Genomic DNA, 23287 nt, shown 5'->3' on the forward strand with positions numbered 1-23287 from the left:
TGACTATCCTACAAGTGCATGCCCTCACTTAGGAGCGACACCATGGGTTCCACTTTCAACGGTCTTATCGGCCTGATCATTCTGGCGCTGGATATCTGGGCGATCATCAACGTGTTCAAAAGTGGCGCCAGCACTGGCGCCAAAGTGCTGTGGATCCTGCTGATCCTGTTGCTGCCGGTATTGGGCCTGATCATCTGGGCGATTGCCGGGCCGCGCGGTAACGTGCGGATCTGATCGATCACTTGATTTGAAGTGAGCACAATCCCTGTGGGAGCGGGCTTGCCCGCGATTGCGATGTATCAGTATCAGAAGTTTTGACTGACACACTGCAATCGCGGGCAAGCCCGCTCCCACATTGGTTTCCAGCCTGTTCAGGATTTTGTGTGTCGAAACTATTCGCTGCACGAAATTTTCACACCTCGTCCAAGACAATCCGCCGGTTTTAGGCGCTGCCAAGGCTCTATATCCAGTGCCGTTAACCGCACGGCCGTGGCATATGTTCAGTAATTAATGGCGTTGCTGCCGTTGATCGGGCACCATTTGCGCCACCGCGCTAACCGCCTACCCCAGCCAGCCTGGGCGAGGGACGGGCGCCACTGCATGACTTCTAAACTTAAACTTCCAATGGGTCCTGAAACGACATGGCTAACCCGGACGCCCTGAGTCAGCAGCGAGCTTCTAATCGCTTGCTGCAACCGACCGTCAAATCCCATCTGGCATACACGCTGCTTTGCGCGCTGGTCATGATGGTGATGTTTTCCCTGCTGCGCCTGGCGCTGCTGGTCTACAACCGCGAGATGATCCTCGACACGCCGGCCTCGACCTTCCTCGAAGCGTTCGTCAACGGCACGCGCTTCGACATACGCTTTGTGATGTATGCGCTGGTTCCGATGCTGCTGGCGTTGTTCAGCGTTCGGGCCATGGCGGCGCGCGGTTTTTTCCGTTTGTGGCTGACGGTCGCGTCGAGCATTGCGCTGTTCCTGGGCTTGATGGAGATGGACTTCTACCGCGAATTCCACCAGCGCCTTAACGGTCTGGTCTTTCAGTATGTAAAGGAAGACCCGAAAACCGTGATGAGCATGCTCTGGTACGGTTTCCCGGTGGTGCGTTACCTGCTGTCCTGGGCCGTGGGCACGCTGATCCTGAGCATGGCCTTTAAAGGCGCCGACCGTGCGACGCGCCCACGTGGCCCGTTCAGCGGCGGTACCATCGGCACACGCCAGGTGGCACCGTGGTACACGCGCATCGCCGTATTCGTGGTCTGCCTGCTGATCGCCGTGGTCGCCATCCGTGGCACCCTGCGCCAGGGCCCACCGCTGCGTTGGGGTGATGTCTACACCACTGATTCGAACTTCGCCAACCAGTTGGGCTTGAACGGCACTCTGTCGCTGATCGCCGCCGCCAAGGCGCGCTTCTCCGAAGAGCGTTCGAATATCTGGAAAGCCACCCTGGATCAGCCGCTGGCGACCCAGACCGTGCGTGACATGCTGGTACTGCCACAAGAGAAACTGGTGGATACGGCGTCGGCTGCCGTGCGCCGTGACTACACGCCACCGGCGGAAAAAACCCTGCCGATCAAGAACGTCGTCGTGATCCTGATGGAAAGCTTCGCCGGTCACTCGGTCGGTGCACTGGGCCGCCCGGGCAACATCACGCCGTACTTCGACAAGTTGTCCAAGGAAGGCCTGCTGTTCGACCGTTTCTTCTCCAACGGCACTCATACCCACCAGGGCATGTTCGCGACCATGGCGTGCTTCCCGAACCTGCCGGGCTTCGAATACCTGATGCAGACCCCGGAAGGCAGCCACAAGCTGTCGGGCCTGCCGCAGTTGCTCAGTGCGCGCAAGTTTGACGACGTGTATGTCTACAACGGCGATTTCGCCTGGGACAACCAGTCGGGGTTCTTCAGCAACCAGGGCATGACCAACTTCATCGGGCGTAACGACTTCGTCAACCCGGTGTTTTCCGACCCGACGTGGGGCGTGTCCGACCAGGACATGTTCAACCGTGGCCTGGAAGAGCTGAAAGCCCGCGAAGGCGGCAAGCCGTTCTACGCACTGCTGCAAACCCTGTCCAACCACACGCCGTACGCCTTGCCGACGCCATTGCCAGTCGAGAAAGTCACCGACCGTGGCAGCCTTAACGAGCATTTGACGGCCATGCGCTACTCCGACTGGGCGTTGGGCCAGTTCTTTGAAAAGGCCCGTAAAGAGCCTTACTTCAAGGAAACCCTGTTTGTGATCGTGGGTGACCACGGCTTCGGCAACGAACAGCAAATCACTGAAATGGACCTGGGCCGCTTCAACGTGCCGATGCTGATGATTGCACCGGGCATGCAGGAGAAGTTCGGCGAGCGTGACCACACTGTGGGTACCCAGATCGACATCGTGCCGACCATCATGGGCCGCTTGGGTGGCGATACCCTGCACCAGTGCTGGGGCCGTGACCTGCTGAACCTGCCGGAAGGCGACAAGGGCTTTGGCGTGATCAAGCCGTCGGGCAGCGATCAGACCGTGGCACTGGTCACCGCAGACCGCATTCTGGTACTGCCCAAGGAAATGCCACCGAAGCTGTGGGAATACCAATTGGGCGCTGAGCCAACGGGTAAAGTGATCGCCGAGTCACCGGACGAAGCGGCCTTGAAACAGAAGCTTGAGTCGTTCCTGCAAACAGCGACCAAGAGCCTGTTGGATAACACCGCGGGTGTGATCGACGGCAAGCCGGACTAATAATCCGGCGATAAAAAAAGAGGCCTCAATGAGGCCTCTTTTTTTGTCCGGAGTTTATATCCGGCCGAGCAACAGCAGCACCAGCAATACCACCAGCACCACACCCAGGATGCCCGACGGGCCGTAGCCCCAGTTACGCGAGTGCGGGAATACCGGAAGGCCGCCAACCAACAGCAGGATCAGGATAATGATCAGAATGAGGCTCATGGTTTTTTTCCTTATAGGCCTTCTGAAAAGACCGGTGATTAAACAATAGGCCTGTCAGTTTAAGGACAGACGCCTTATAAACTCCGACTGTGCCGTTGGGTAAAAGATTCCGTGTTTTTTTAAAGCATTTTGCAAACTCGCTTATTTCTTTTAATGCGCTCACTTCTGCAGCGTATTAGTTAAAAAAGATTGAACTTACGCGCTAGGCCGCTCTGTGACCCGGCCTCAAGTTTGCCCGAGGCATTCATCAATTGGATGGTGCGTGGGTCGCGCAAAAACCTTCGCTACACTGCCGATCACTTCTTCCGTGAACCACAAGGCAGCTTTCCTATGCAAAATCGCATGATGATCACCGGCGCCGGGTCCGGCCTGGGTCGCGAAATCGCTCTGCGCTGGGCCCGCGAGGGTTGGCAATTGGCCTTGTCGGATGTCAGCGAGCCGGGCTTGCTTGAAACCCTCAAGCAGGTGCGCGAGGCGGGTGGCGATGGGTTTGTCCAACGCTGCGACGTGCGCGACTACAGCCAGCTCACCGCCTTCGCCCAGGCCTGTGAGGTGAAGCTGGGTGGCATTGATGTGATCGTCAACAATGCCGGCGTCGCCTCGGGCGGCTTCTTTGCTGAGTTGTCCCTGGAAGACTGGGACTGGCAGATCGCGATCAACCTGATGGGCGTGGTCAAGGGCTGCAAAGCGTTTCTGCCACTGCTGGAAAAAAGCAAAGGGCGGATCATCAATATTGCCTCGATGGCCGCATTGATGCAGGGGCCGGCGATGAGCAACTACAACGTGGCCAAGGCCGGTGTCGTGGCGTTGTCGGAGAGCTTGCTGGTGGAGCTCAAGCAGCAGGAAGTGGGCGTGCATGTGGTGTGCCCGTCGTTTTTCCAGACCAACCTGTTGGATTCGTTTCGCGGGCCTACCCCGGCGATGAAGGCGCAGGTGGGCAAGTTGCTGGAAAGCTCGCCGATTTCGGCGGCGGATATCGCCGATTACATCTACCAGCGCGTGGCGCACGGCGAGTTCATGATCTTGCCCCATGAGCAGGGACGTATGGCCTGGGCGTTGAAGCAGAAGAACCCGCAGTTGCTGTATGACGAGATGACCCTGATGGCCGACAAGATGCGAGCCAAGGCGCAGGCGGTCAAGGGCTGACGCCGGTACCAAGGTAAGAGGCGGATTGCGCCCGCTGGCGCCGTGATCGTCAACCTGTCAAGGGTTGACCCACCGCTGGCGGCAGCCAGCCCCTCCGACCTGTTTAAGCGTATTTGGCTTGGGATTTTTATGTGGTCTGTCAGGCAAGTTACCCGTTTATGTAGGTCTCGCCTGATTTAGATGCGAGCCATTGCTGCTCCCCGCTCAATCACGCATGGTCAAGGTCCTGTCACTCCACAAGGATACCCCGCCATGCTGGTCTTAAGCCGCGCCCTGGGCGAAGTCATCTCCATCGGCGATGACATTACGTTGCACATTCTCGAGTTGAACGGTTCCCACGTGAAATTTGGCGTAGACGCGCCGGCCGGGGTGCACGTCCATCGTTCCGAGGTTTACCAGAAGATTCGCGACCGCCAGGGCGCCGCCGCCCCTGCGCTGGCAACCCCCAATCCGTGAACCCGGCTCAGTCGAACAGATGCTTGGGCACGTCGTGCTTGAGCATCAACTGGCATTGCTCGCTGTCGGGGTCGAACACGATCAGCGCCTGGCCCTTGGTCAGCGCCTGACGCACGCGCAATACGCGGGTTTCCAGCGGTGTTTCGTCGCCATTGTCGGTGCCGTCGCGGGTAACGAAGTCTTCGATGAGGCGGGTCAGGGTGTCGACTTCAAGTGCGTCGTAGGGAATCAGCATACAAGCCTCAGAGGTAGGAACCCGGCGATCCTACTGCGCCGGGACCGTAGTTGCCAGTGTCAGGACTTCTGGCCGACCAGGCTGTCCACCGATGGCACGCGTGTGTCGCTCTCCATCTGCGTCTCATGCTCGATCTGATGGCTGAAGCGGTCCAGTGAACCCTGCGCCGGTTGCGCGTCGCTGGCGAATACCGGCGGGCTGAGAATGTAGGCACTCAACAAGCGACTCAGCGCCGCCAGGCTGTCGATGTGCGTGCGCTCGTAGCCATGGGTGGCGTCGCAGCCAAACGCCAGCAGGGCTGTGCGAATGTCGTGGCCGGCGGTGACGGCAGAGTGGGCGTCGCTGAAGTAATAGCGAAACAGGTCGCGACGCACGGGCAGGTCGTTATCCGCAGCCAGGCGCAGCAGGTGACGGGACAGGTGATAGTCATACGGCCCGCCGGAGTCCTGCATCGCCACGCTCACGGCATGCTCGCTGGAGTGCTGGCCGGGAGCGACCGGGGCGATGTCGATGCCGACAAATTCGCTGACATCCCAGGGCAGGGCGGCAGCGGCGCCACTGCCAGTCTCTTCGGTGATGGTGAACAACGGGTGGCAGTCGATCAGCAAGGGTTCGCCGCTGTCGATGATGGCCTTCAGTGCGGCAAGCAGGGCCGCGACACCGGCTTTATCGTCCAGGTGCCGAGCGCTGATATGCCCGCTTTCGGTGAACTCGGGCAGCGGGTCAAAAGCAACGTAGTCACCGATGCTGATGCCCAGGGAGTCGCAATCGGCACGGGTCGCGCAGTAGGCATCCAGGCGCAATTCCACATGGTCCCAACTCACCGGCATTTCATCCACGGCGGTGTTGAACGCGTGCCCGGAAGCCATCAACGGCAACACGCTGCCACGGATCACGCCGTTATCGGTGAACAGGCTGACGCGGCTGCCTTCGGCAAAGCGGCTGGACCAGCAACCCACCGGGGCCAGGGTCAGGCGGCCGTTGTCCTTGATCGCACGCACGGCGGCGCCGATGGTGTCCAAGTGTGCAGATACGGCGCGGTCGGGGCTGTTTTTCTGGCCCTTGAGGGTCGCGCGAATGGTGCCGCGCCGGGTCATTTCAAAGGGGATGCCGAGTTCTTCCAGGCGCTCGGCGACGTAGCGCACGATGGTGTCGGTAAACCCGGTGGGGCTGGGAATGGCGAGCATTTCCAGCAGCACTTTTTGCAGGTAGTTGAGATCCGGTTCGGGGATGGTTCGGCTCATAAAGACTCCTGATGAAGTGTGGCGAGCGGGCTTGCTGTGGTGAGCGGGTGCCCCGCGTCGGGTCGCGAAGCGGCCGCACACGGTCAGGGCTGCTGCGCAGCCCAATGCGGGGCAAGCCCGCTCACCACAGAACACCGCTCGCCACAGGGTTATTGAGCGGTCGGCTGGCTATGCGGAAACAACAAGTCCACGAACTTCTCAGCCGTCGGTTGCGGCTCGTGATTGGCCAGCCCGGCCCGTTCGTTGGCTTCGATAAAGACGTACTCGGGTTGGTCGGCGGCGGGCACCATCAGGTCCAGGCCCACCATGGGAATATCGAGTGCGCGCGCGGCACGCACGGCGGCGTCCACCAGCGTTGGGTGCAGGATCGCTGTGACGTCCTCCAGGCAACCGCCGGTGTGCAGGTTGGCGGTGCGGCGCACGGCCAGGGTTTCACCGCGCGGCAGGATACTGCTGTAGTCATAACCCGCGGCGTGCAGGGTGCGTTGGGTTTCGGCGTCCAGCGGGATTTTGCTTTCGCCGTCGGTAGCGGCTTGGCGGCGACGGCTTTGCGCTTCAATCAACGCGCCGATGGAGTGCTGGCCGTCCCCGGTCACCTCGGCAGGGCGGCGAATCGCGGCGGCGACCACCTCAAAGCCGATCACCAGGATGCGCAGGTCGAGGCCGGTGTGAAAGCTTTCGAGCAGCACACGGCTGTCGAACTGGCGGGCCGCTTCGATGGCTTTCTGCACGTCTTCGATCGTCTGCAAATCCACCGCCACGCCCTGGCCTTGCTCGCCGTCCAGCGGCTTGACCACGATGCGCTGGTGTTCGTCGAGAAACTCCAGGTTGTCATCGGCGCTGCCGGCCAATTGTTGGTGTGGCAGTTTCAAGCCGGCGGCCTTGAGCACTTTGTGGGTCAGGCTCTTGTCCTGGCACAGGGTCATGCTGATGGCGCTGGTCAGGTCGCTCAAGGATTCACGGCAACGCACGCGACGCCCACCATGGCTGAGGGTGAACAGGCCGGCAGCCGCATCGTCTACGTGCACATCAATACCGCGTCGATGGGCTTCTTCGACAATGATCCGCGCATACGGATTGAACCCCGCCTGGGGCCCAGGGCCAAGAAACAGTGGCTGGTTAATGCCGTTCTTGCGCTTGATCGCAAAAGTGGTCAGCGCGCGGAAACCCAGCTTGGCGTAGAGGCTCTTGGCCTGGCGGTTGTCGTGCAACACCGACAGGTCAAGGTAGCTCAGGCCACGGCTCATAAAGTGCTCTACCAGGTGGCGCACCAGCACTTCACCCACCCCGGGGCGCGTGCATTGCGGGTCGACGGCCAGGCACCAGAGGCTGCAACCATTTTCCGGGTCGTGAAAGGCTTTCTGATGATTGAGGCCCATCACACTGCCGATTACCGCGCCGCTGTCTTCATCCTCTGCCAGCCAATACACCGGGCCGCCTTGATGGCGGGGCGTCAAGCGTTCAGCGTCGACCGGCAGCATGCCGCGTCCTTGATAGAGCACATTGACTGCGGCCCAATCGGCTTCGGTCTGCACGCGCCGGATACGAAACCCGCGAAACACCCGCGTCGCCGGCCGGTAGTCACTGAACCACAGGCGCAGCGTGTCGGACGGGTCGAGGAACAACTGTTGCGGGTCAATCCCCAGGATCTGCTGGGGCGCGGCCACGTACAGTGCGATATCACGCTCGCCGGGCTGCTCGTTCAGCAACTCCTCGGCCAGGCTCGCAGGGTCGGGGAAGGTGTGGCCGATCAACAGCCGGCCCCAGCCGCAATGCACGGCAATCGGCTCGGCGCCCAGCGGGCTGCCGTCTTCAGCCAGGCGGGCTTGCAGGCGTTCGTAGGTCGGCGCCTGGCCCTTCAGCAAGCGTTGGCTGTAAGCCGCTGCAAGAGGTTTCATCAATCAGATTCCTTGTTCGCTGAGCCACAGGTTCAGCGCCGCCAGTTGCCACAGCTTGGAGCCGCGCAGCGGGGTCAGTTGGCCTTGCGGGTCGGTCAGCAAGCGATCAAGCATGGCGGGGTTGAACAGGCCGCGATCCTGGCTCGGGTCCAGCAGCAGCTCGCGCACCCAGTTCAAAGTGTCGCCCTGCAAATGCTTGAGGCCCGGCACCGGGAAGTAGCCCTTTTTGCGGTCGATGACTTCGCTGGGGATGACCCGGCGCGCGGCCTCTTTCAACACCTGCTTGCCGCCGTCGGGCAATTTGAATTTACCCGGCACGCGTGCCGACAGTTCGACGAGGCGGTAATCGAGAAACGGTGTGCGCGCTTCCAGGCCCCAGGCCATGGTCATGTTGTCCACGCGTTTGACCGGGTCATCGACCAGCATCACCGTGCTGTCCAGGCGCAACGCCTTATCGACGGCGGCGTCTGCGCCTGGCATTGCAAAATGCTCACGCACAAAGTCACCGGCAGCGTCATTGGCCGTCAGCCATTTCGGTGCGACGGTGGCGGCGTAGTCGTCGTAACTGCGGTCGAAAAATGCAGCGCGGTACGCAGCATACGGGTCGCTGGCGCCGTCGACTTGCGGGTACCAGTGGTAACCGGCGAACAACTCGTCGGCACCCTGGCCGCTTTGCACGACCTTGCAATGCTTGGCCACTTCCCGTGACAGCAAGTAGAAGGCGATGCAGTCGTGGCTGACCATCGGCTCACTCATGGCGCGGAACGCGGCCGGCAGTTGCTCGATGATCTCGCTTTCGGCGATGCGCAGTTGGTGGTGACGGGTGCCGTAGTGCTTGGCAATCAGGTCCGAATACTGGAACTCGTCGCCGCGCTCGCCACCGGCATCTTCAAAACCGATCGAGAACGTCGACAGATCCTGCACGCCGACTTCCCGCAACAGGCCGACGAGCATGCTCGAATCGACGCCGCCGGAAAGCAGCACGCCAACATCCACGGCGGCGCGTTGGCGGATGGCCACGGCTTCACGGGTGCTGTCGAGTACGCGGTCGGTCCAGTCTTCCAGGGTGAGATTTTGCTCATCCTCACGAGGGCCGTAGGGCAAGGTCCACCAGGTTTGCTGTTCGGTCTTGCCGTTGGCGTCGATGCGCATCCAGCTCGCGGGCGGCAGCTTTTCGATGCCTGCCAGCAAGGTGCGCGGTGCAGGCACCACGGCGTGGAAATTCAGGTAGTGATTGAGCGCCACCGGATCGAGGATCGGGTTGATATCGCCGCCCTTGAGCAGTGCCGGCAACGCCGAGGCGAAGCGCAGGCGCTGGCCGGTGCGCGACAGGTACAACGGCTTCACGCCCAGACGGTCACGCGCGATAAACAGGCGCTGGGCGTCACGTTCCCAGATCGCAAAGGCAAACATGCCGTTGAGTTTGGGCAGCAGGGCTTCGCCCCAGGCGTGGTAGCCCTTGAGCAGCACTTCGGTGTCGCCACCGGAATAGAAAGCGTAGCCGAGGGCTTCCAGCTCTTGGCGTAATTCCGGGAAGTTGTAGATGGCGCCGTTGAACGCCAGCGACAGCCCAAGCTGCGCATCGACCATCGGTTGGGCCGAGCCGTCCGACAGGTCCATGATCTTCAGGCGCCGGTGGCCCAGGGCAATCGGCCCTTGGGCGTGGAAGCCCCAGGCGTCGGGGCCGCGAGGGGCCAGGTGATGGGTGATGCGCTCAATGGCCGCGAGGTCGGCAGGTTGGGCATCGAAACGTAATTCTCCAGCTAATCCGCACATAAATTCCTTACCGGTTTTTCCGTTGGGGAGGGGTCAATATCCAGTGCGCCAACAGGGCGCGTACCCAGAAACTGACCCAGTGCTATCCGTGGAGTTTTAGACCGATAAGTTATAAGGCAAATAGCCGTGATGGCTTTAAAGCCGCTCTTTGCCTGCCGCTGACTTGCCTTTCACCAATGCGCGCAGGGCAAACCGATTCGGGTGGCAGGCCTCGGCCACACTGGCCGGAACCGGCAACGGCTCATCCGTCAGCCAGGCCGCAATCAGCTCGCCGCACAGGGGCGCTGTGATCAATCCGCGTGAGCCGTGGCCGCTGTTGATGTACAGACCCGGCAGCCAGGGGCAGGGCGTATCCGGTACTTGCCGGGCGTCTTTGCCGAGCACCGCATACGCCTGTTGGAAGGCTTCGTGGTCGGCCAACGGCCCGACGATCGGCAGGTAGTCAGGGCTGGTGCAACGAAACGCCGCCCGACCCTCCAGTTGCTCGGGTGCCAAGTGCTCGGCGCCGAGGCGTTGCGACAAGTCTTCAGAGATTTCCCGCAGCATTGCCAGGTTGCCGGCATGTTCGGTGGCGGTGGGCGTGAGGTCTTCGTTGGTGAAATCAAAACTCGCGCCCAGGGTGTGTTCACCCAGCCGGGCGGGGGCGACGTAACCCTCGGCGCAAACCACAGTGGCCAGCGCCTCACTCGCTGCCGTTTGCGTCAGCCGGGTGATTTGCCCGCGTATGCGCTTGAGCGGCAAGTCGGCGCTGGGGGCGAATCGCTTGATCTCGGCGGCCCCGGCGAGCACCACCACGCGAGCGCTGGCCAGCACGCGGTCGGCATCGCGGGCCTGCCACTGGTCATTGACCCGGTGCAGCTCAAGGGCGTGGTGATGGGTGAGCACGTCAATCAACGGATGCGCCGCCTGCCATTGGCACAGTGCCGGTGGATGTACCCAGCCGCCTTGCGGAAAAAACAGGCCGCCCTGTGCCAGGTCGATCCCGGCGCGTTGTTGCGCCTGTTCACGGTCTAACAGGTGCAACAGGTCTGGCGCAAAGGCCTCGGCCAGTTGCGCCTGGCGCTGAGCTTCCTTGGCATCAAACGCCAGTTGCAGCACGCCGCAGCCATCCCAATCAATGCCGCGGTGCAGATGTTCCAACAGGCGTCGAGTGTGGCCGAAACCACTGAGGATCAGCTGCGACAGTGTCGTTCCATGCGCCGAAAGCTTGAGGTACAACACGCCCTGTGGGTTGCCCGACGCTTCCTGGGCCAGGGCGGTGTGGCGCTCCAGCAGGCTGACGCGCCAGCCACGTGCGGCAAGGCTCGCGGCGGTCGCGCAACCGGCCAGGCCGCCACCGATGACCATCGCGTGGCGTTCGCCCTCGATGGCCGCCGGGCGGGCGAACCAGGGTTTGGCTTTGGCGGGCGGCGGCGTGCCTTCGGGCCAGCCGAGGAACTCACCGCGCAGGATCTCCCACTTGTGGCCGATGCCCGGTGTGCGTTTCATCTTGAACCCGGCGGCATTGATCAGGCGGCGTACCCAACCGGTGCTGGTGAAGGTGCTGATGGTCGAGCCCGGCGCCGCCAGGCGCGCCAGTTCGGCAAACAGCTCGGCGGTCCACATGTCAGGGTTTTTAGCCGGGGCGAAGCCGTCGAGAAACCAGGCGTCAACCTGCGCATCCAGTTGCGGCAATTGCTCCAGCGCGTCGCCGACCAGCAGGGTCAGGGTGACCCGGCCATTAGCCAATACCAGGCGTTGGAAGCCTTGATGGATCGCGATGTACTGCGCCAACAGTTGCTCGGCGTAGGCACTGAGTTCCGGCCAGAGGGCCAGGGCGCGTTGCAGGTCGTTGTGGCTCAGTGGGTACTTTTCCACGCTCACAAAATGCAGGTGCGCACCGGCCGCCGCGTGTTGCTCGAACAGCTGCCAGGCGCAGAGGAAGTTCAAGCCAGTGCCGAACCCGGTTTCTCCGATCACCAGCCGGCCACCCGCCGGCAGGGCGGCAAACCGCGCCTGCAAGCGGTTCTGCTCAAGGAACACGTAGCGGGTTTCTTCAAGGCCCGACTTGTCGGAGAAATACACATCGTCGAAGACCCGCGAGTGCGGGCGACCTTGGTCATCCCAGTCGAGCTGGGCGTGGGTTACGGGGTTCATGGGCGGCTCATAAAATAACAGCGGGCAAAGGCAAGGTCGCCATTCTAGCCGAAGGGGGTAGCCCGATAGTTTTTACATGGAAAAAACTGCTGCGGGCACCTATCCACCCATCAACAATCAGCGTTAATGCTGCGTGGGCCGCTGCGCTATCGTAATGCTTTGATTTATAGGCAATAAAGGATATTGCTGATGCGCACACAGGATGATTTGAACAACAAGCTGAACCAGTTGACCCAAAGCCAGCTGCAAGCGGCCTTACTGGAAATGACCGGGGATCTGGACAAGGCCCAGGTCCTGCAAAAGAAGCTGCCGGGCTGGATGGTCAACGCACCACCGGGCGTGCTCGATGCATTGACCAGAGATGCCGTGCGGGTTGCAGAGGCCCAGGCAGTCGTCACCGAGTGCATGAAGCCATTGCGGGGGCTGGATGAGTTTTGCAATGAGCGGCTCAAGCACTATTGCCTGACACGCTGGCAACTGAGCGTGGAACCGAAAAAAGATGTTTTTATTCGTGCGGTCAACGAATACGAAAAAGAGCTCTTGCCACTCAAGTATGTGAAAACGGTGAGGCTGGTGCAGGACAGCCTGCTGCATGTGGCGATGCAGAATTTCTCGGCGGATGAAGCTCGAGCAGAATACTTTCCGGCCGGCTCGCTGTTGCAGTCGGGGTCCGCCGCGCGTGGGGTGATGGGTATTACACCGCTCGAGTTTGCCCAAGGCTGCCGTGCCCTGGACCTTGGCCGCTTGTATCAGCGGCACATCAGTGACGTGCTCAACCTGAGTGATGAGCAGACCCGTGACAAGCCCTACGTCAATGCTGTCGCGACCGATATCGGCCGGATGAAAGTCCTGGACATGAAGATCGACGCCCATATTGCCGTGATGCGCGCCGATATTTCAGCCGACACCTACAGGATGTTGTGCACATTGCTGGACCGCCAACTGACACCGTCGCAGGCGCAGGCCGCCGGGGTGCTGTTCCAAGGACGGCCGGTTACCTGGCAAGGGCTGAATACCGAGGGCGGTTGTCTGTGGAGCATCCTGGTGTTTTCCGGCCGGTCGATTGCGCAATACCCGCAGGAGCCCTGTGTGGTGTACATGCCCAACGAACCGGAACGGCCCCTCTTCGAGTATTCCTCGCTGGATGACCTGCAGGCCTACCTCAAGCGCAAGCTTGGCGTGGCTGCGTATCGTGCTTTTTTTGCTCGCTACTTGAGCCAGGGCGACCGGGTCGGGTTCTTCAGCCGTTTGGATCAGGCCAGCATGTTCGGGGCGCTGGAGGCCAACCTCCTGACGGTCAGCCTGCCCAGGTATTTTTTTGATACGTACGCCGCAAAGCTGCAAGCCGACGCGCGGGCCCTGGCGGTGCCGGTGGCCGACGTCGATGAGGAGGCACGTGAGCGGCGCTTGCAGGCCTACCTGGACGCTGGGTTGACGGTACTCAACCTCGCCGGCCTGGTTGTCCCGGAACTGGGGGTGTTGATGACAGGCGTGGCCATCGGGCAGATGCTCGGCGAGCTCTATGAGGGCATTGAAGACTGGCGCCGTGGTGACAGGGAGGAGGCCTTCAAGCAGATGGTGGCCGTCGCTGAAAATATCACCTCGATGGTGTTGTTCGCGGCAGGCAGCAAGGTTGTCGGCTCGGCAATGAAGCGCAGCGGCCTTAACCTGGACAGCTTTTTTCGCAACGTTGACGTGGTACGCCCCACGGAGGGCAACCTGCGGTTGTGGCGCCCGGATATCACGCCGTACGTCCATGCTCAGAGCGTTGTCGATGATGAGGTCGCCGACGCTTCGGGGATCTACAAGGTGGACGGTCATTCATACGTTAAGGTCAATGAGCGTGTGCACCGGGTTGGGTTCGACACGAAACTGGAGCAATGGCGGGCCAGTCACCTCGCGCGGCACACGGCTTATCGCCCGCCATTGCTGCATAACGGGGAGGGCTGTTGGCGTTTTGCGTTCGAACAGCCTGACGAGTGGGAGGATCAGGAGTATCTCTTTTCGCGGTTGAAGCCGACAGATTCCGGTTCCTCGCTGCCGCCAAGGAAACTGCTACAGATCAAGGCCATCATGGATAAACCCCATGATTGGGGGCTTCATCAGGCGCAGGAGTGCTTGCCCTTTCCCGCACGCTTTCGCGACTTGTACGAACGTTTCAGGCTGGATCAGTCCATTCGCGATCTGATCTGGCAGCTGGAGAATGGCGCGGCCCCCAGCCTCGCCAATTCGACCTTGCTGCTGCACGCCTTGCCCCTGTTAAAGGGGTGGCCGGTGGGGCGCTATTTTGAGGTGCTGGATGCGCAGCGCAGCGTCAAGGCACGCTACCCGGCCAGCCTGACGGCTCACGACGTGGGCCGGCGTTTGACGGTCACCGAGCCGATGCTCCGTGAGGGAAAAGTGGTTGACGTGCTGTTGTCCGGGCTGGATGAGGCACAAAAGACCCGCCTGCTGGGCGACGGGGTCACGGCCGATCAGGAGCACGCCGTACTGGTGCGCCAGTTGCTCGCGCACCTCAAGGCCGATCGCAAGCCGCTGTTCGAGCGGTTATATCAGGCCTATGACGCCCCCGTCCCGCCCGAGTGGGCGTTGCTCAGGCGCACTTATCCGCAGCTGCCCTGTACCTCGATGCGCGAATTGATGGCCGAGGCATCGACGCTGCAACGCGAATCGTTGCGCGACAATCAACGGGTTCCCATGGCCCTGGCGGAGTCTGTGCAACGTGCCCTGGCGGCGCAACGCCTGGACCGCGCCTTGATGGGGTTTGACCTGCCAGAGTTGGCCGGCCTGGATACCGCGCTGGTTGCGGTTCGCTCAACGCCGCGCGTGGCGGGGTGGGGCAGGGCGTTGCGACTCGAATTGCGCCAGGATTCAGCCCAGGGGGACATATTGGCCCTGGGCGCGTTCGTGGAGGCCACCGTGCGCCGCGTAGTGGTCAGGTCGAGCGCCGGGTTTGAGACGTTTGATGACACGGGCCTGAGCATCGGTGGACCGTATGCCGGCCCCGACGGACTGTTCGAGGCGCTCGATTCAGCGCTCACGGACAGCCAGCGCGTGACACTCGGATTACCGCTGAACGCGCCCAGTAACATTTGGCGCCTGCGCTACATGAGCGCCTCGCAGGCCAAGGGGGAACGGGAGCTGGCTGGCGAGGCGTTTTCCAGCGGAGTCAGTGAACCTCTGGTGGAGGGGGTTCCCTGTGAAATGGCCGATTCGCCGACGGGGCCGTTGGTGCATCCACTCGCACTGGTACGCAAAGTGAAGCGTTTGTACCCGTTGTTCAGCGATGCACAAGTCGCTTCGCTGCTGATGGCGCTGGGCGCCGATGCGCTTTCACGGGCCAGGGCGGTAAAGCGTCTGCAGGCCGAACTGGGGCATTTGCGAGCGCTGCTCAAGCATTGGAAGAACGCTACCCAGGACCTGGAGAAACAACCGGGCCTGAGTGACATTCGCAACAGCCGCCAGCAGGTGGCACAGCGCATTGAAGCCTGTTGGCGGCGTCAAAGCTTTGCTCTGGATGAGCACCAGACCTCCGTCGCCAGTTTAAGCCTGGACGGAATGCGCGTGGGCTCGCTGCCAACGCTGCCGGGCGAGATTCGTTTCGACCATGTCCGGCAACTGTCACTCAAGAACATGCGCCTGGGGGATGACGTCGCTTATTTTCTGAAATGTTTTAAGGGGCTGAGGCGTCTGGAGCTGGACCGAAACCACCTGACCCGGTTACCGGAAGTCCTCTCGCGCATGTTTGACCTTGAAAGTGTATCGATGCCGCGTAACCGCTTGGCGCTGACTGACTACACGCGGCTGAAACTGGCTGACCTGAGTGCGTTGCGCCGGCTGGACCTGAGCCACAATCCGCTGGAGAAGCTGGTGGATGTCAGCAAGATGCGCGACTTGCACACCCTGTTGTTACAGGACACAAAAATCACCGACCTGCCCTTGGGGCTGGGGCGGCTGGCCCGGCTTGAGCAGGCGGATTTGCGCGACAACGCGATGACCGTGTTGCCCGAGTGGTTGTTCACGACGCCGCGCAGTTTCAGTCAGGCGATTAATGTAGGCGGTAACCCGTTATCCAGTTCGACGGTAACGGCACTCCTGCGTTATCGCGACGACGCCGGTATTGGCATGGGCTATGTGCGCGACGATCAACCGCGCATGACCGAGTTGAGGGCCAGGGCGTTATGGTTGCCGCAGGAAACGGCCAGTCGGGATGTGCACAAGCGTACCGTGTGGGCCAACCTTCGGGATGATCCGGAATCACCGCCGTTGTTCGAATTGCTGGCGCAACTGTCCGGCACTGCGGACAGTCGTTATGTGCGCGAAGACTTGACCCAGCGCGTTTGGGAGGTACTGCAAGCCACCCATGACAGCGTCGGGCTGCGCGAGCGGGTCTTTCAATTAGCTGCTCATCCGGCGAATTGCTCGGATGGAACGGCGCAGATTTTCAGCCAGATAGAAGTCTTGAAGGAGGTCGAGAAGGCGACCCTTCAGGCCGGTCGCGCGCGCAGCGATTCCAGCGCGTTGTTGAAGTTGAGTCGCGGTTTGTTTCGCCTCAGTGAACTGGAAAAAATTGCCGCGACCTACGCTGTCGAACACTTGAGCGCGGACCCACTGGAAGTCAGCCTGGCGTTCCGGGTTGGATTGGCCCAGGCCCTGGAACTCCCGGGGCAGCCCAAGCATATGAATTTTGCACTGTTTGCCAATGTGACCAGCGACGGGCTGGAGGTCGCACAGTCCCAAGTGCGCACGGCAGAGCTGTCCCCCGCATTCTTGCGCTTCATGACCCAATTGGCGTTTTGGAAAACCCACCTGAAACAGCAGTTTCCGAGTGCTTTCCAGTCGGCGACGGCGTCCTTTGATACGCAGCAACAAACACTCTTTGAAAACAGCCAGAACCTCACCGACGCGGAGTATCTCAAGCAAATGGAAGCCCTGCGCGCGCCTCGCCGGCAAGCCATCACCGACGTGGTTGAGCGCCTGACACAGCAGATGTTGATGCGTCAGGATCTGGGCATTTGCCACGTGCCCGGGAATTAGTCTTTGGCCGCGCGGATTGATCCACGGCAAGCCGGTTGGAATTCCTTGACCGGCGTGCTGCCCAATCCGCTAGTCTTGAGCCATCTTGAAACGGAGCTGCCCATGTTCGAATCCGCCGAAATCGGTCACGCCATCGACAAAGACACCTATGACGCCGAGGTGCCGGCGCTGCGCGAAGCCTTGCTGGAAGTGCAGTATGAGCTGCAACAGCAGAAGCGCTTCCCGGTGATCATCCTGATCAACGGCATTGAAGGGGCCGGCAAGGGCGAAACCGTCAAGCTGCTCAATGAATGGATGGACCCGCGCTTGATCGAGGTGCGCACCTTCGACCAACAGACTGACGAAGAACTGGCGCGCCCACCGGCCTGGCGCTACTGGCGGCAACTGCCCGCCAAAGGCCGTATGGGGGTGTTTTTCGGTAACTGGTACAGCCAGATGTTGCAAGGCCGGGTGCACGGTGACATCAAGGATGCGCGCCTGGACCAGGCCATCGCCGGTGCCGAGCGCCTGGAGAAGATGTTCTGCGACGAAGGCGCGCTGATCTTCAAGTTCTGGTTCCACCTGTCCAAGAAGCAAATGAAGGCGCGGCTCAAGGCGCTGGCCGACGACCCGCTGCATAGCTGGCGCATCAGCCCGCTGGACTGGCAGCAGTCCCAGACCTACGACAAGTTTGTGCATTTTGGTGAGCGCATCCTGCGCCGAACCAGTCGCGATTACGCGCCGTGGCATGTGATCGAAGGGGTCGACAGCAATTACCGTAGCCTCACGGTGGGCAAGATTCTGCTCGAAGGCCTGCAAAATGCCTTGAAGCTGCCCAAGGGCAAGGCCAGCGGCATGAACCCGGCACCGTTGTTGGCGTCGGTGGACCAGAAGAGCCTGCTCGACAGCCTCGACATGACCTTGCGCCTGGAGAAGGACGATTACGAGGAACAGCTGATCACTGAGCAGGCGCGTTTCTCCGGGCTGATGCGCGACAAACGCATGCGCAAGCACGCGCTGGTCACTGTGTTCGAAGGCAATGACGCAGCGGGCAAGGGCGGGGCGATCCGGCGTGTCGCAGCGGCGCTGGACCCGCGCCAGTACCATATCGTGCCGATTGCCGCGCCGAGTGAAGACGAACGCGCCCAGCCGTACCTGTGGCGGTTCTGGCAAAAAATCCCGGCGCGCGGCATGTTCACGGTGTTTGACCGCTCGTGGTACGGCCGCGTCCTGGTGGAACGCATTGAAGGCTTCTGCACCCCGGCGGACTGGATGCGTGCCTACGGCGAGATCAACGACTTTGAGGAGCAACTGCGCGATGCGGGGGTGATCGTGGTCAAGTTCTGGCTGGCCATCGACAAGCAGACCCAGTTGGACCGTTTCCAGGCCCGTGAGGAAATCCCGTTCAAGCGTTTCAAGATTACCGAAGACGACTGGCGTAACCGCGACAAGTGGGATGACTACCGCGCCGCTGTGGGCGACATGGTCGACCGCACCAGTACCGAAGTTGCGCCATGGACCCTGGTGGAAGCCAATGACAAACGCTGGGCGCGGGTCAAGGTGCTGCGCACCATCAACCTCTCGCTCGAAGAGGCGTTCGCCAAGTCCGACAAGCACGACAAGAAAGGCAAGAAGAAGTAGGCCTATCTATGGGGTGAATGATCGTCGCGGTTGGGAGGGCCTGGATCTATGCTCGATCCATCTCCCAACAACGACAAGATCGAGGTAGCCCATGCGTGAAGTAGTGATCGTCGACAGCGTGCGAACCGGCCTGGCCAAATCCTTTCGTGGCAAGTTCAACCAGACCCGCCCCGATGACATGGCGGCCCATTGCGTGAATGCACTGCTGACCCGCAATGGTATCGACCCGGCGACAGTCGAGGACTGTATTGTCGGTGCAGGCTCCAATGAAGGCGCCCAGGGTTACAACATCGGGCGCAATGTGGCGGTGCTCTCGCAACTGGGCACCGGTACGGCCGGCATGACCCTCAACCGCTTCTGCTCCTCGGGCTTGCAGGCGATTGCGATTGCGGCCAACCAGATCGCTTCGGGCTGCAGCGACATCATCGTCGCCGGTGGCGTCGAGTCCATCAGCCTGACGATGAAAAGCGTCAATACCGACAACCTGATCAACCCGTTGCTCAAAGAGCAGGTGCCAGGCCTCTACTTCCCCATGGGCCAGACCGCCGAAATCGTTGCCCGCCGCTATCACGTGAGCCGCGAAGACCAGGACCTGTATGCCTTGCAAAGCCAGCAGCGCACGGCCCAGGCTCAGGCCGACGGTTTGTTCGATGATGAAATTGTGCCGATGGCAGTCCAGTACCGGGTCGAGGACAAGAACAGCGGCGAGGTGCAGGTGCTGGACGGGGTGGTCGATCGCGACGACTGCAACCGCCCCGACACCACCCTGGCCAGCCTCAGCGGGCTCAAACCGGTGTTTGCCGAAGACGGTTCGGTGACGGCGGGCAACTCCTCGCAACTCTCCGATGGCGCCTCTATGACGTTGGTGATGAGCCTGGAAAAAGCCCTCGAACTGGGGCTCAAGCCCAAGGCGTTTTTCCGTGGCTTTACCGTGGCCGGTTGCGAACCTGACGAAATGGGCATCGGCCCGGTGTTTTCGGTGCCCAAGCTGCTCAAAGCCAAGGGCTTGCAGGTGGCGGATATCGACCTGTGGGAACTCAACGAGGCGTTCGCCTCACAGTGCCTGTATGCGCGTAACCGCCTGGAAATCGACAATGCCCGGTACAACGTCAACGGCGGCTCGATTTCCATCGGGCACCCGTTTGGCATGACCGGCTCGCGGCAAGTCGGGCATCTGGTGCGGGAGCTGCAGCGGCGCAACCTGCGTTACGGCATCGTCACCATGTGCGTGGGTGGTGGTATGGGCGCTAGCGGATTATTCGAAGCCGTACGTTAGGTTCTTATTGGGCACACTGGGTCCATTGGGGCGCTGGCTTGCCTGCGGTGCCTGCATCGCGGGCAAGCCCGGCTTCCACACACGCCCCAGCGTTGATTTATGTGGGCAGGAAAATATCGCTCGCCAAGCCACCCCTTGGTCCCCCTAGAATGCCGGTTCCACTTCCTCAGGCATTCGGGGCACTCATGCACATCTCTTCCGGTCGCTGGGTCTATGGCTTTGGCTTGACCCTGCTGACCGCGTTTCTTTGGGGCATTCTGCCGATCAAACTCAAGCAAGTGCTGCAGGTGATGGACCCGATTACCGTCACCTGGTTTCGCCTGACCGTTGCCGGCGGCTGCCTGTTCCTCTACCTCGCCGCGACCCAGCGCCTGCCCAGCCGCAAGGTGCTCGGGCCTAAGGGCGGCTGGCTGGTAGCCATGGCGGTGTGTGGCCTGGTGGGCAACTATGTGCTGTACCTGGTGGGCCTGAAACTGCTCAGCCCCGGCACCGCACAATTGGTCGTGCAGATGGGCCCGATCTTTCTGATGGTCGCCAGTGTCTTTGTGTTCAAGGAGCGCTTCAGCCTGGGGCAGGGCTTGGGCTTGGTGGTGTTGATCATCGGCTTCGGCCTGTTCTTCAATCAGCGTCTGGTCGAACTGCTGACCTCGCTGGGCACTTACACGGCCGGTGTGCTGACGATCCTGCTCGCCACCACCATCTGGGTGTTTTATGCCCTGGGTCAGAAGCAGTTGCTGACGGTGTGGAATTCGCTGCAAGTGATGATGGTGATCTACCTGTCGTGCGCTGTGTTGCTCACGCCGTGGGCGCATCCACTGGAGGCGCTGCAACTGAGCCCGCTGCAAGGCTGGCTGCTGCTGGCGTGTTGCATGAATACGCTGGTGGCGTATGGGGCGTTTGCCGAAGCGCTGGCGCACTGGGAAGCCTCGCGGGTCAGTGCCACCCTGGCGTTGACGCCGTTGGTGACCTTTGCGGCCGTGGCGTTGGCGGCGTGGCTATGGCCGGACTTTGTGCAGGCCGAAGAGATCAACGCCATCGGCTATGCCGGGGCGTTGGTGGTGGTGCTCGGCTCGGCCATGGTGGCCCTGGCGCCGTCGTTGCTCGCCGGGCTCAAGGCCCGGCGGGTGCGCTTGGGTGGCGCTCTATAAGGTACTGAGTCACGTTGGCGAAGTCCCCATTGAAATAGTGAGTGCCGGGGATTTCTACTGCGCTTATCCACTCGGGAAGCGAGGGCTGACGGCATAAACCAGTGCTATTTTCGTCAGTATGCAAGCAGGTGACAGGGACCCGCCCTTTCAACTGAAGCAGTGCCGGTAATGGATCGTGGTGGGTAACTGGTTCGCGCAGATGCCGGTAGGCCTGGGTGATCCGGTTGAGCCAGCCCACGCTGATGTAGTGTTCCAGTTCGATCTCCAGGAACACATCCTGGGTCGGCTCCAGCAATGTCAGTTGCGAAATGCGCGCACGGTTCTCGGGCTTAAGCTGGTTGATAAGTGATGGCAGGACATTGGCCCCGAAAGAAAAGCCAATCAACCAGACCCTGGGCGAACTCCATTGCTTGCGGTACACCGTGATAAGCGCGTCCAACTGTGCGGCCGAGTCTGCCACGGGTTGTTCATGCCAGAAATACGCCAGGGTACTGATGCCCAACACGCCGTAGCCACGCTGGTTAAGGTTGTGGCTGATGGCCTGCTCCAAGGGTGCCCAGCCGCCGTCACCGGAGTAGAAGATGACAAGCTCGTTCATGGCGGGTGCTGTCGAGGGCGGCGGCAGAACAACCGGAAACGCCCGCAGCGCGGAGCTGTCGGCCGGGTACCAGGCTGCCAGCCCCCAAAGCCCTGTCAGCATGAAGAGGATAATCAGGCTGCTTCGCTTCATGCGATGATCGTCCGTCCAGAGGTTTATTGGGCATTGAACCTCTGGAGGACGGGCTTACGTAACTGTGACAACTGACAGTAGACGCGGGTGGTTTCGACGACGCGTCAGTGCCCGGCTTCGAGCATGTTTTCCGGGCGAACCCACTGATCAAACTCCGCGTCGGTCAGGTAGCCCAGGTCCAGCGCGGCTTCCCTTAGCGTCAGCCCTTCGGCATAAGCCTTCTTGGCGATCTGCGCCGACTTGTCGTAGCCGATATGCGGGTTGAGCGCCGTCACCAGCATCAGCCCGCGCTCCAGGTGCTCGGCCATTTTCCCGGCGTCGGGCTCCAGGCCTGCCACGCAATGCTCCTGGAAATTATTGCAGCCATCGGCCAACAGGCGGATCGACTCCAGCACGTTGTGGATGATCACGGGTTTGTACACGTTCAGCTGCAAGTGGCCCTGGCTGGCCGCAATGCCGATGGTCACGTCGTTGCCCAATACCTGGCAGGCCAGCATCGACAACGCTTCACATTGGGTAGGGTTGACCTTGCCGGGCATGATCGAGCTGCCTGGCTCGTTGGCCGGCAATTTGACTTCCGCGAGCCCGGCACGTGGGCCGGAGCCCAGCAGGCGCAGGTCATTGGCGATTTTCATTAAGGCCACTGCCAGGGTTTTCAGTGCGCCATGCAGGGTCACCAGCGGCTCATGGCCCGAGAGGGCGGCAAATTTATTCGGCGCGGTGACGAACGGCAAGCCCGACAGGGCGGCCAATTCAGCAGCAATTGCCTCGCCAAAGCCATGCGGCGAATTGAGCCCGGTGCCGACGGCCGTGCCGCCCTGGGCCAGTTCGCACACCGGGGGCAGGGCGCTGCGGATCGCGCGCTCGGCGTAATCCAGCTGGGCGATAAACGCCGAGACCTCCTGGCCGAACGTGATGGGTGTGGCGTCCATCATGTGGGTGCGGCCGGTCTTCACCAGTTTCATATGGCGTGCCGACAGTTCCGCCAGCCCGCCGGACAGATGAGTGATCGCCGGCAGCAGTTGCTGGGTCACGGCTTGCACGGTCGCGATGCTCATGGCGGTGGGGAAGCAGTCGTTGGAACTCTGGGAGCGGTTGACGTGATCGTTGGGGTGCACCGGGCTCTTGCCGCCACGGGGTTTGCCCGACAGTTCGTTGGCGCGGCCGGCGATGACTTCATTGGCGTTCATATTGCTCTGGGTGCCACTGCCGGTCTGCCAGACCACCAGCGGAAACTGGTCGTCATGTTGACCGTCGAGCACTTCATCGGCGGCTTGTTCGATCAGGCGGGCGATGTCGGCGGGCAGGTCGCCATTGCGGTCGTTGACCCGGGCGGCGGCTTTCTTGATCAGCGCCAGGGCGTGCAGCACCGCCAGGGGCATGCGTTGCTCGCCGATGGCGAAATTCACCAGTGAACGTTGGGTCTGCGCGCCCCAGTAAGCGTCATCCGGGACTTGTACGTCTCCCAGGCTGTCGGTTTCGATACGGCTCATCGGGCACACTCCTTCAGGTTCGTTTGCGCAGTTTAGGCCGTGATGGGCCTGTGGGGTTCCATAAAAGACTTTTCATCGGGTGCAAGCCCCGCAAATCCCGGCCGAACAAGGCCTGGGGTTGAGCCGCAAGGTTTTTTAGGCGCAGAATGGTCGCCC

The 23287-nt window shown here is 61.3% G+C and carries 16 protein-coding genes; 8 read left to right on the plus strand and 8 right to left on the minus strand.

From position 1 onward, the window contains the following. Positions 1–42 precede the first annotated feature (42 nt). On the plus strand, positions 43–234 hold the full coding sequence (locus JFT85_RS25150; RefSeq protein WP_003172956.1) for a PLDc N-terminal domain-containing protein: 192 nt from the start codon (positions 43–45) through the stop codon (positions 232–234). Between the two features lie 407 nt (positions 235–641). Then, a complete protein-coding gene (locus JFT85_RS25155; RefSeq protein ID WP_053257217.1) occupies positions 642–2729 on the plus strand; it encodes an LTA synthase family protein in 2088 nt (695 codons plus the stop codon). A 54-nt stretch (positions 2730–2783) separates the two neighbouring features. Here JFT85_RS25155 and JFT85_RS25160 read toward each other — a convergent pair whose 3' ends face one another. Then, complete coding sequence (locus JFT85_RS25160; protein ID WP_015885095.1) at positions 2784–2936, minus strand: DUF3309 family protein; 153 nt, start codon at positions 2934–2936, stop codon at positions 2784–2786. 330 nt (positions 2937–3266) lie between these two features. Between JFT85_RS25160 and JFT85_RS25165 the strand changes: the two genes are divergently transcribed. Then, complete coding sequence (locus tag JFT85_RS25165; protein ID WP_053258016.1) at positions 3267–4082, plus strand: SDR family oxidoreductase; 816 nt, start codon at positions 3267–3269, stop codon at positions 4080–4082. Between the two features lie 252 nt (positions 4083–4334). Beyond that, positions 4335–4538, plus strand: a complete 204-nt coding sequence (gene csrA / locus JFT85_RS25170; RefSeq protein WP_201230621.1) for a carbon storage regulator CsrA — start codon at positions 4335–4337, stop codon at positions 4536–4538. Positions 4539–4545: 7 nt separating this feature from the next. Here csrA and JFT85_RS25175 read toward each other — a convergent pair whose 3' ends face one another. The 5 genes from JFT85_RS25175 to mnmC form a co-directional block, all read right to left on the minus strand. Then, positions 4546–4773, minus strand: a complete 228-nt coding sequence (locus JFT85_RS25175; RefSeq protein WP_053257215.1) for a YheU family protein — start codon at positions 4771–4773, stop codon at positions 4546–4548. A 59-nt stretch (positions 4774–4832) separates the two neighbouring features. Further along, entirely contained in the window at positions 4833–6017 is a 1185-nt protein-coding gene (locus JFT85_RS25180; protein ID WP_053257214.1) for an osmoprotectant NAGGN system M42 family peptidase, read from the minus strand. Between the two features lie 149 nt (positions 6018–6166). After that, entirely contained in the window at positions 6167–7915 is a 1749-nt protein-coding gene (gene ngg, locus JFT85_RS25185) for an N-acetylglutaminylglutamine synthetase (protein WP_053257213.1), read from the minus strand. Between the two features lie 3 nt (positions 7916–7918). Further along, a complete protein-coding gene (locus JFT85_RS25190) occupies positions 7919–9691 on the minus strand; it encodes an N-acetylglutaminylglutamine amidotransferase (protein ID WP_053257212.1) in 1773 nt (590 codons plus the stop codon). Between the two features lie 135 nt (positions 9692–9826). Beyond that, positions 9827–11827 (minus strand): bifunctional tRNA (5-methylaminomethyl-2-thiouridine)(34)-methyltransferase MnmD/FAD-dependent 5-carboxymethylaminomethyl-2-thiouridine(34) oxidoreductase MnmC, encoded by a 2001-nt coding sequence (mnmC, locus tag JFT85_RS25195; RefSeq protein WP_201230622.1) that lies wholly within the window; start codon positions 11825–11827, stop codon positions 9827–9829. Between the two features lie 189 nt (positions 11828–12016). On the opposite strand from mnmC, the gene JFT85_RS25200 reads away from it, so the two are divergent. The 4 genes from JFT85_RS25200 to JFT85_RS25215 all read left to right on the plus strand — a co-directional run bounded on the left by JFT85_RS25200 (position 12017) and on the right by JFT85_RS25215 (position 20908). Then, positions 12017–16864 carry an NEL-type E3 ubiquitin ligase domain-containing protein gene (locus tag JFT85_RS25200; protein ID WP_201230623.1) on the plus strand — a complete coding sequence of 1616 codons (4848 nt, stop codon included), beginning with the start codon at positions 12017–12019 and terminating at the stop codon, positions 16862–16864. 102 nt (positions 16865–16966) lie between these two features. Next, positions 16967–18484, plus strand: coding sequence for a polyphosphate:AMP phosphotransferase (gene pap, locus JFT85_RS25205; protein ID WP_201230624.1), 1518 nt, complete (start codon positions 16967–16969; stop codon positions 18482–18484). 91 nt (positions 18485–18575) lie between these two features. Then, entirely contained in the window at positions 18576–19760 is a 1185-nt protein-coding gene (locus JFT85_RS25210; protein WP_069551018.1) for a thiolase family protein, read from the plus strand. A gap of 185 nt (positions 19761–19945) precedes the next feature. Further along, positions 19946–20908 carry a DMT family transporter gene (locus JFT85_RS25215; protein WP_201230625.1) on the plus strand — a complete coding sequence of 321 codons (963 nt, stop codon included), beginning with the start codon at positions 19946–19948 and terminating at the stop codon, positions 20906–20908. On the opposite strand, the gene JFT85_RS25220 is transcribed toward JFT85_RS25215, so the two are convergent. Next, complete coding sequence (locus JFT85_RS25220) at positions 20871–21638, minus strand: AcvB/VirJ family lysyl-phosphatidylglycerol hydrolase (RefSeq protein WP_201230626.1); 768 nt, start codon at positions 21636–21638, stop codon at positions 20871–20873. The two genes, JFT85_RS25215 and JFT85_RS25220, sit on opposite strands and share 38 nt — an antisense overlap. Positions 21639–21742: 104 nt before the next feature. Next, the gene (locus JFT85_RS25225; protein ID WP_069551015.1) at positions 21743–23131 is read right to left on the minus strand and encodes a class II fumarate hydratase; all 1389 of its coding nucleotides are present in this window, start codon (positions 23129–23131) and stop codon (positions 21743–21745) included. Positions 23132–23287 lie beyond the last annotated feature (156 nt).

The sequence above is a fragment of the Pseudomonas sp. TH04 genome, from assembly GCF_016651355.1.
In the GTDB taxonomy this organism is placed as follows: Bacteria; Pseudomonadota; Gammaproteobacteria; order Pseudomonadales; family Pseudomonadaceae; genus Aquipseudomonas; species Aquipseudomonas fluorescens.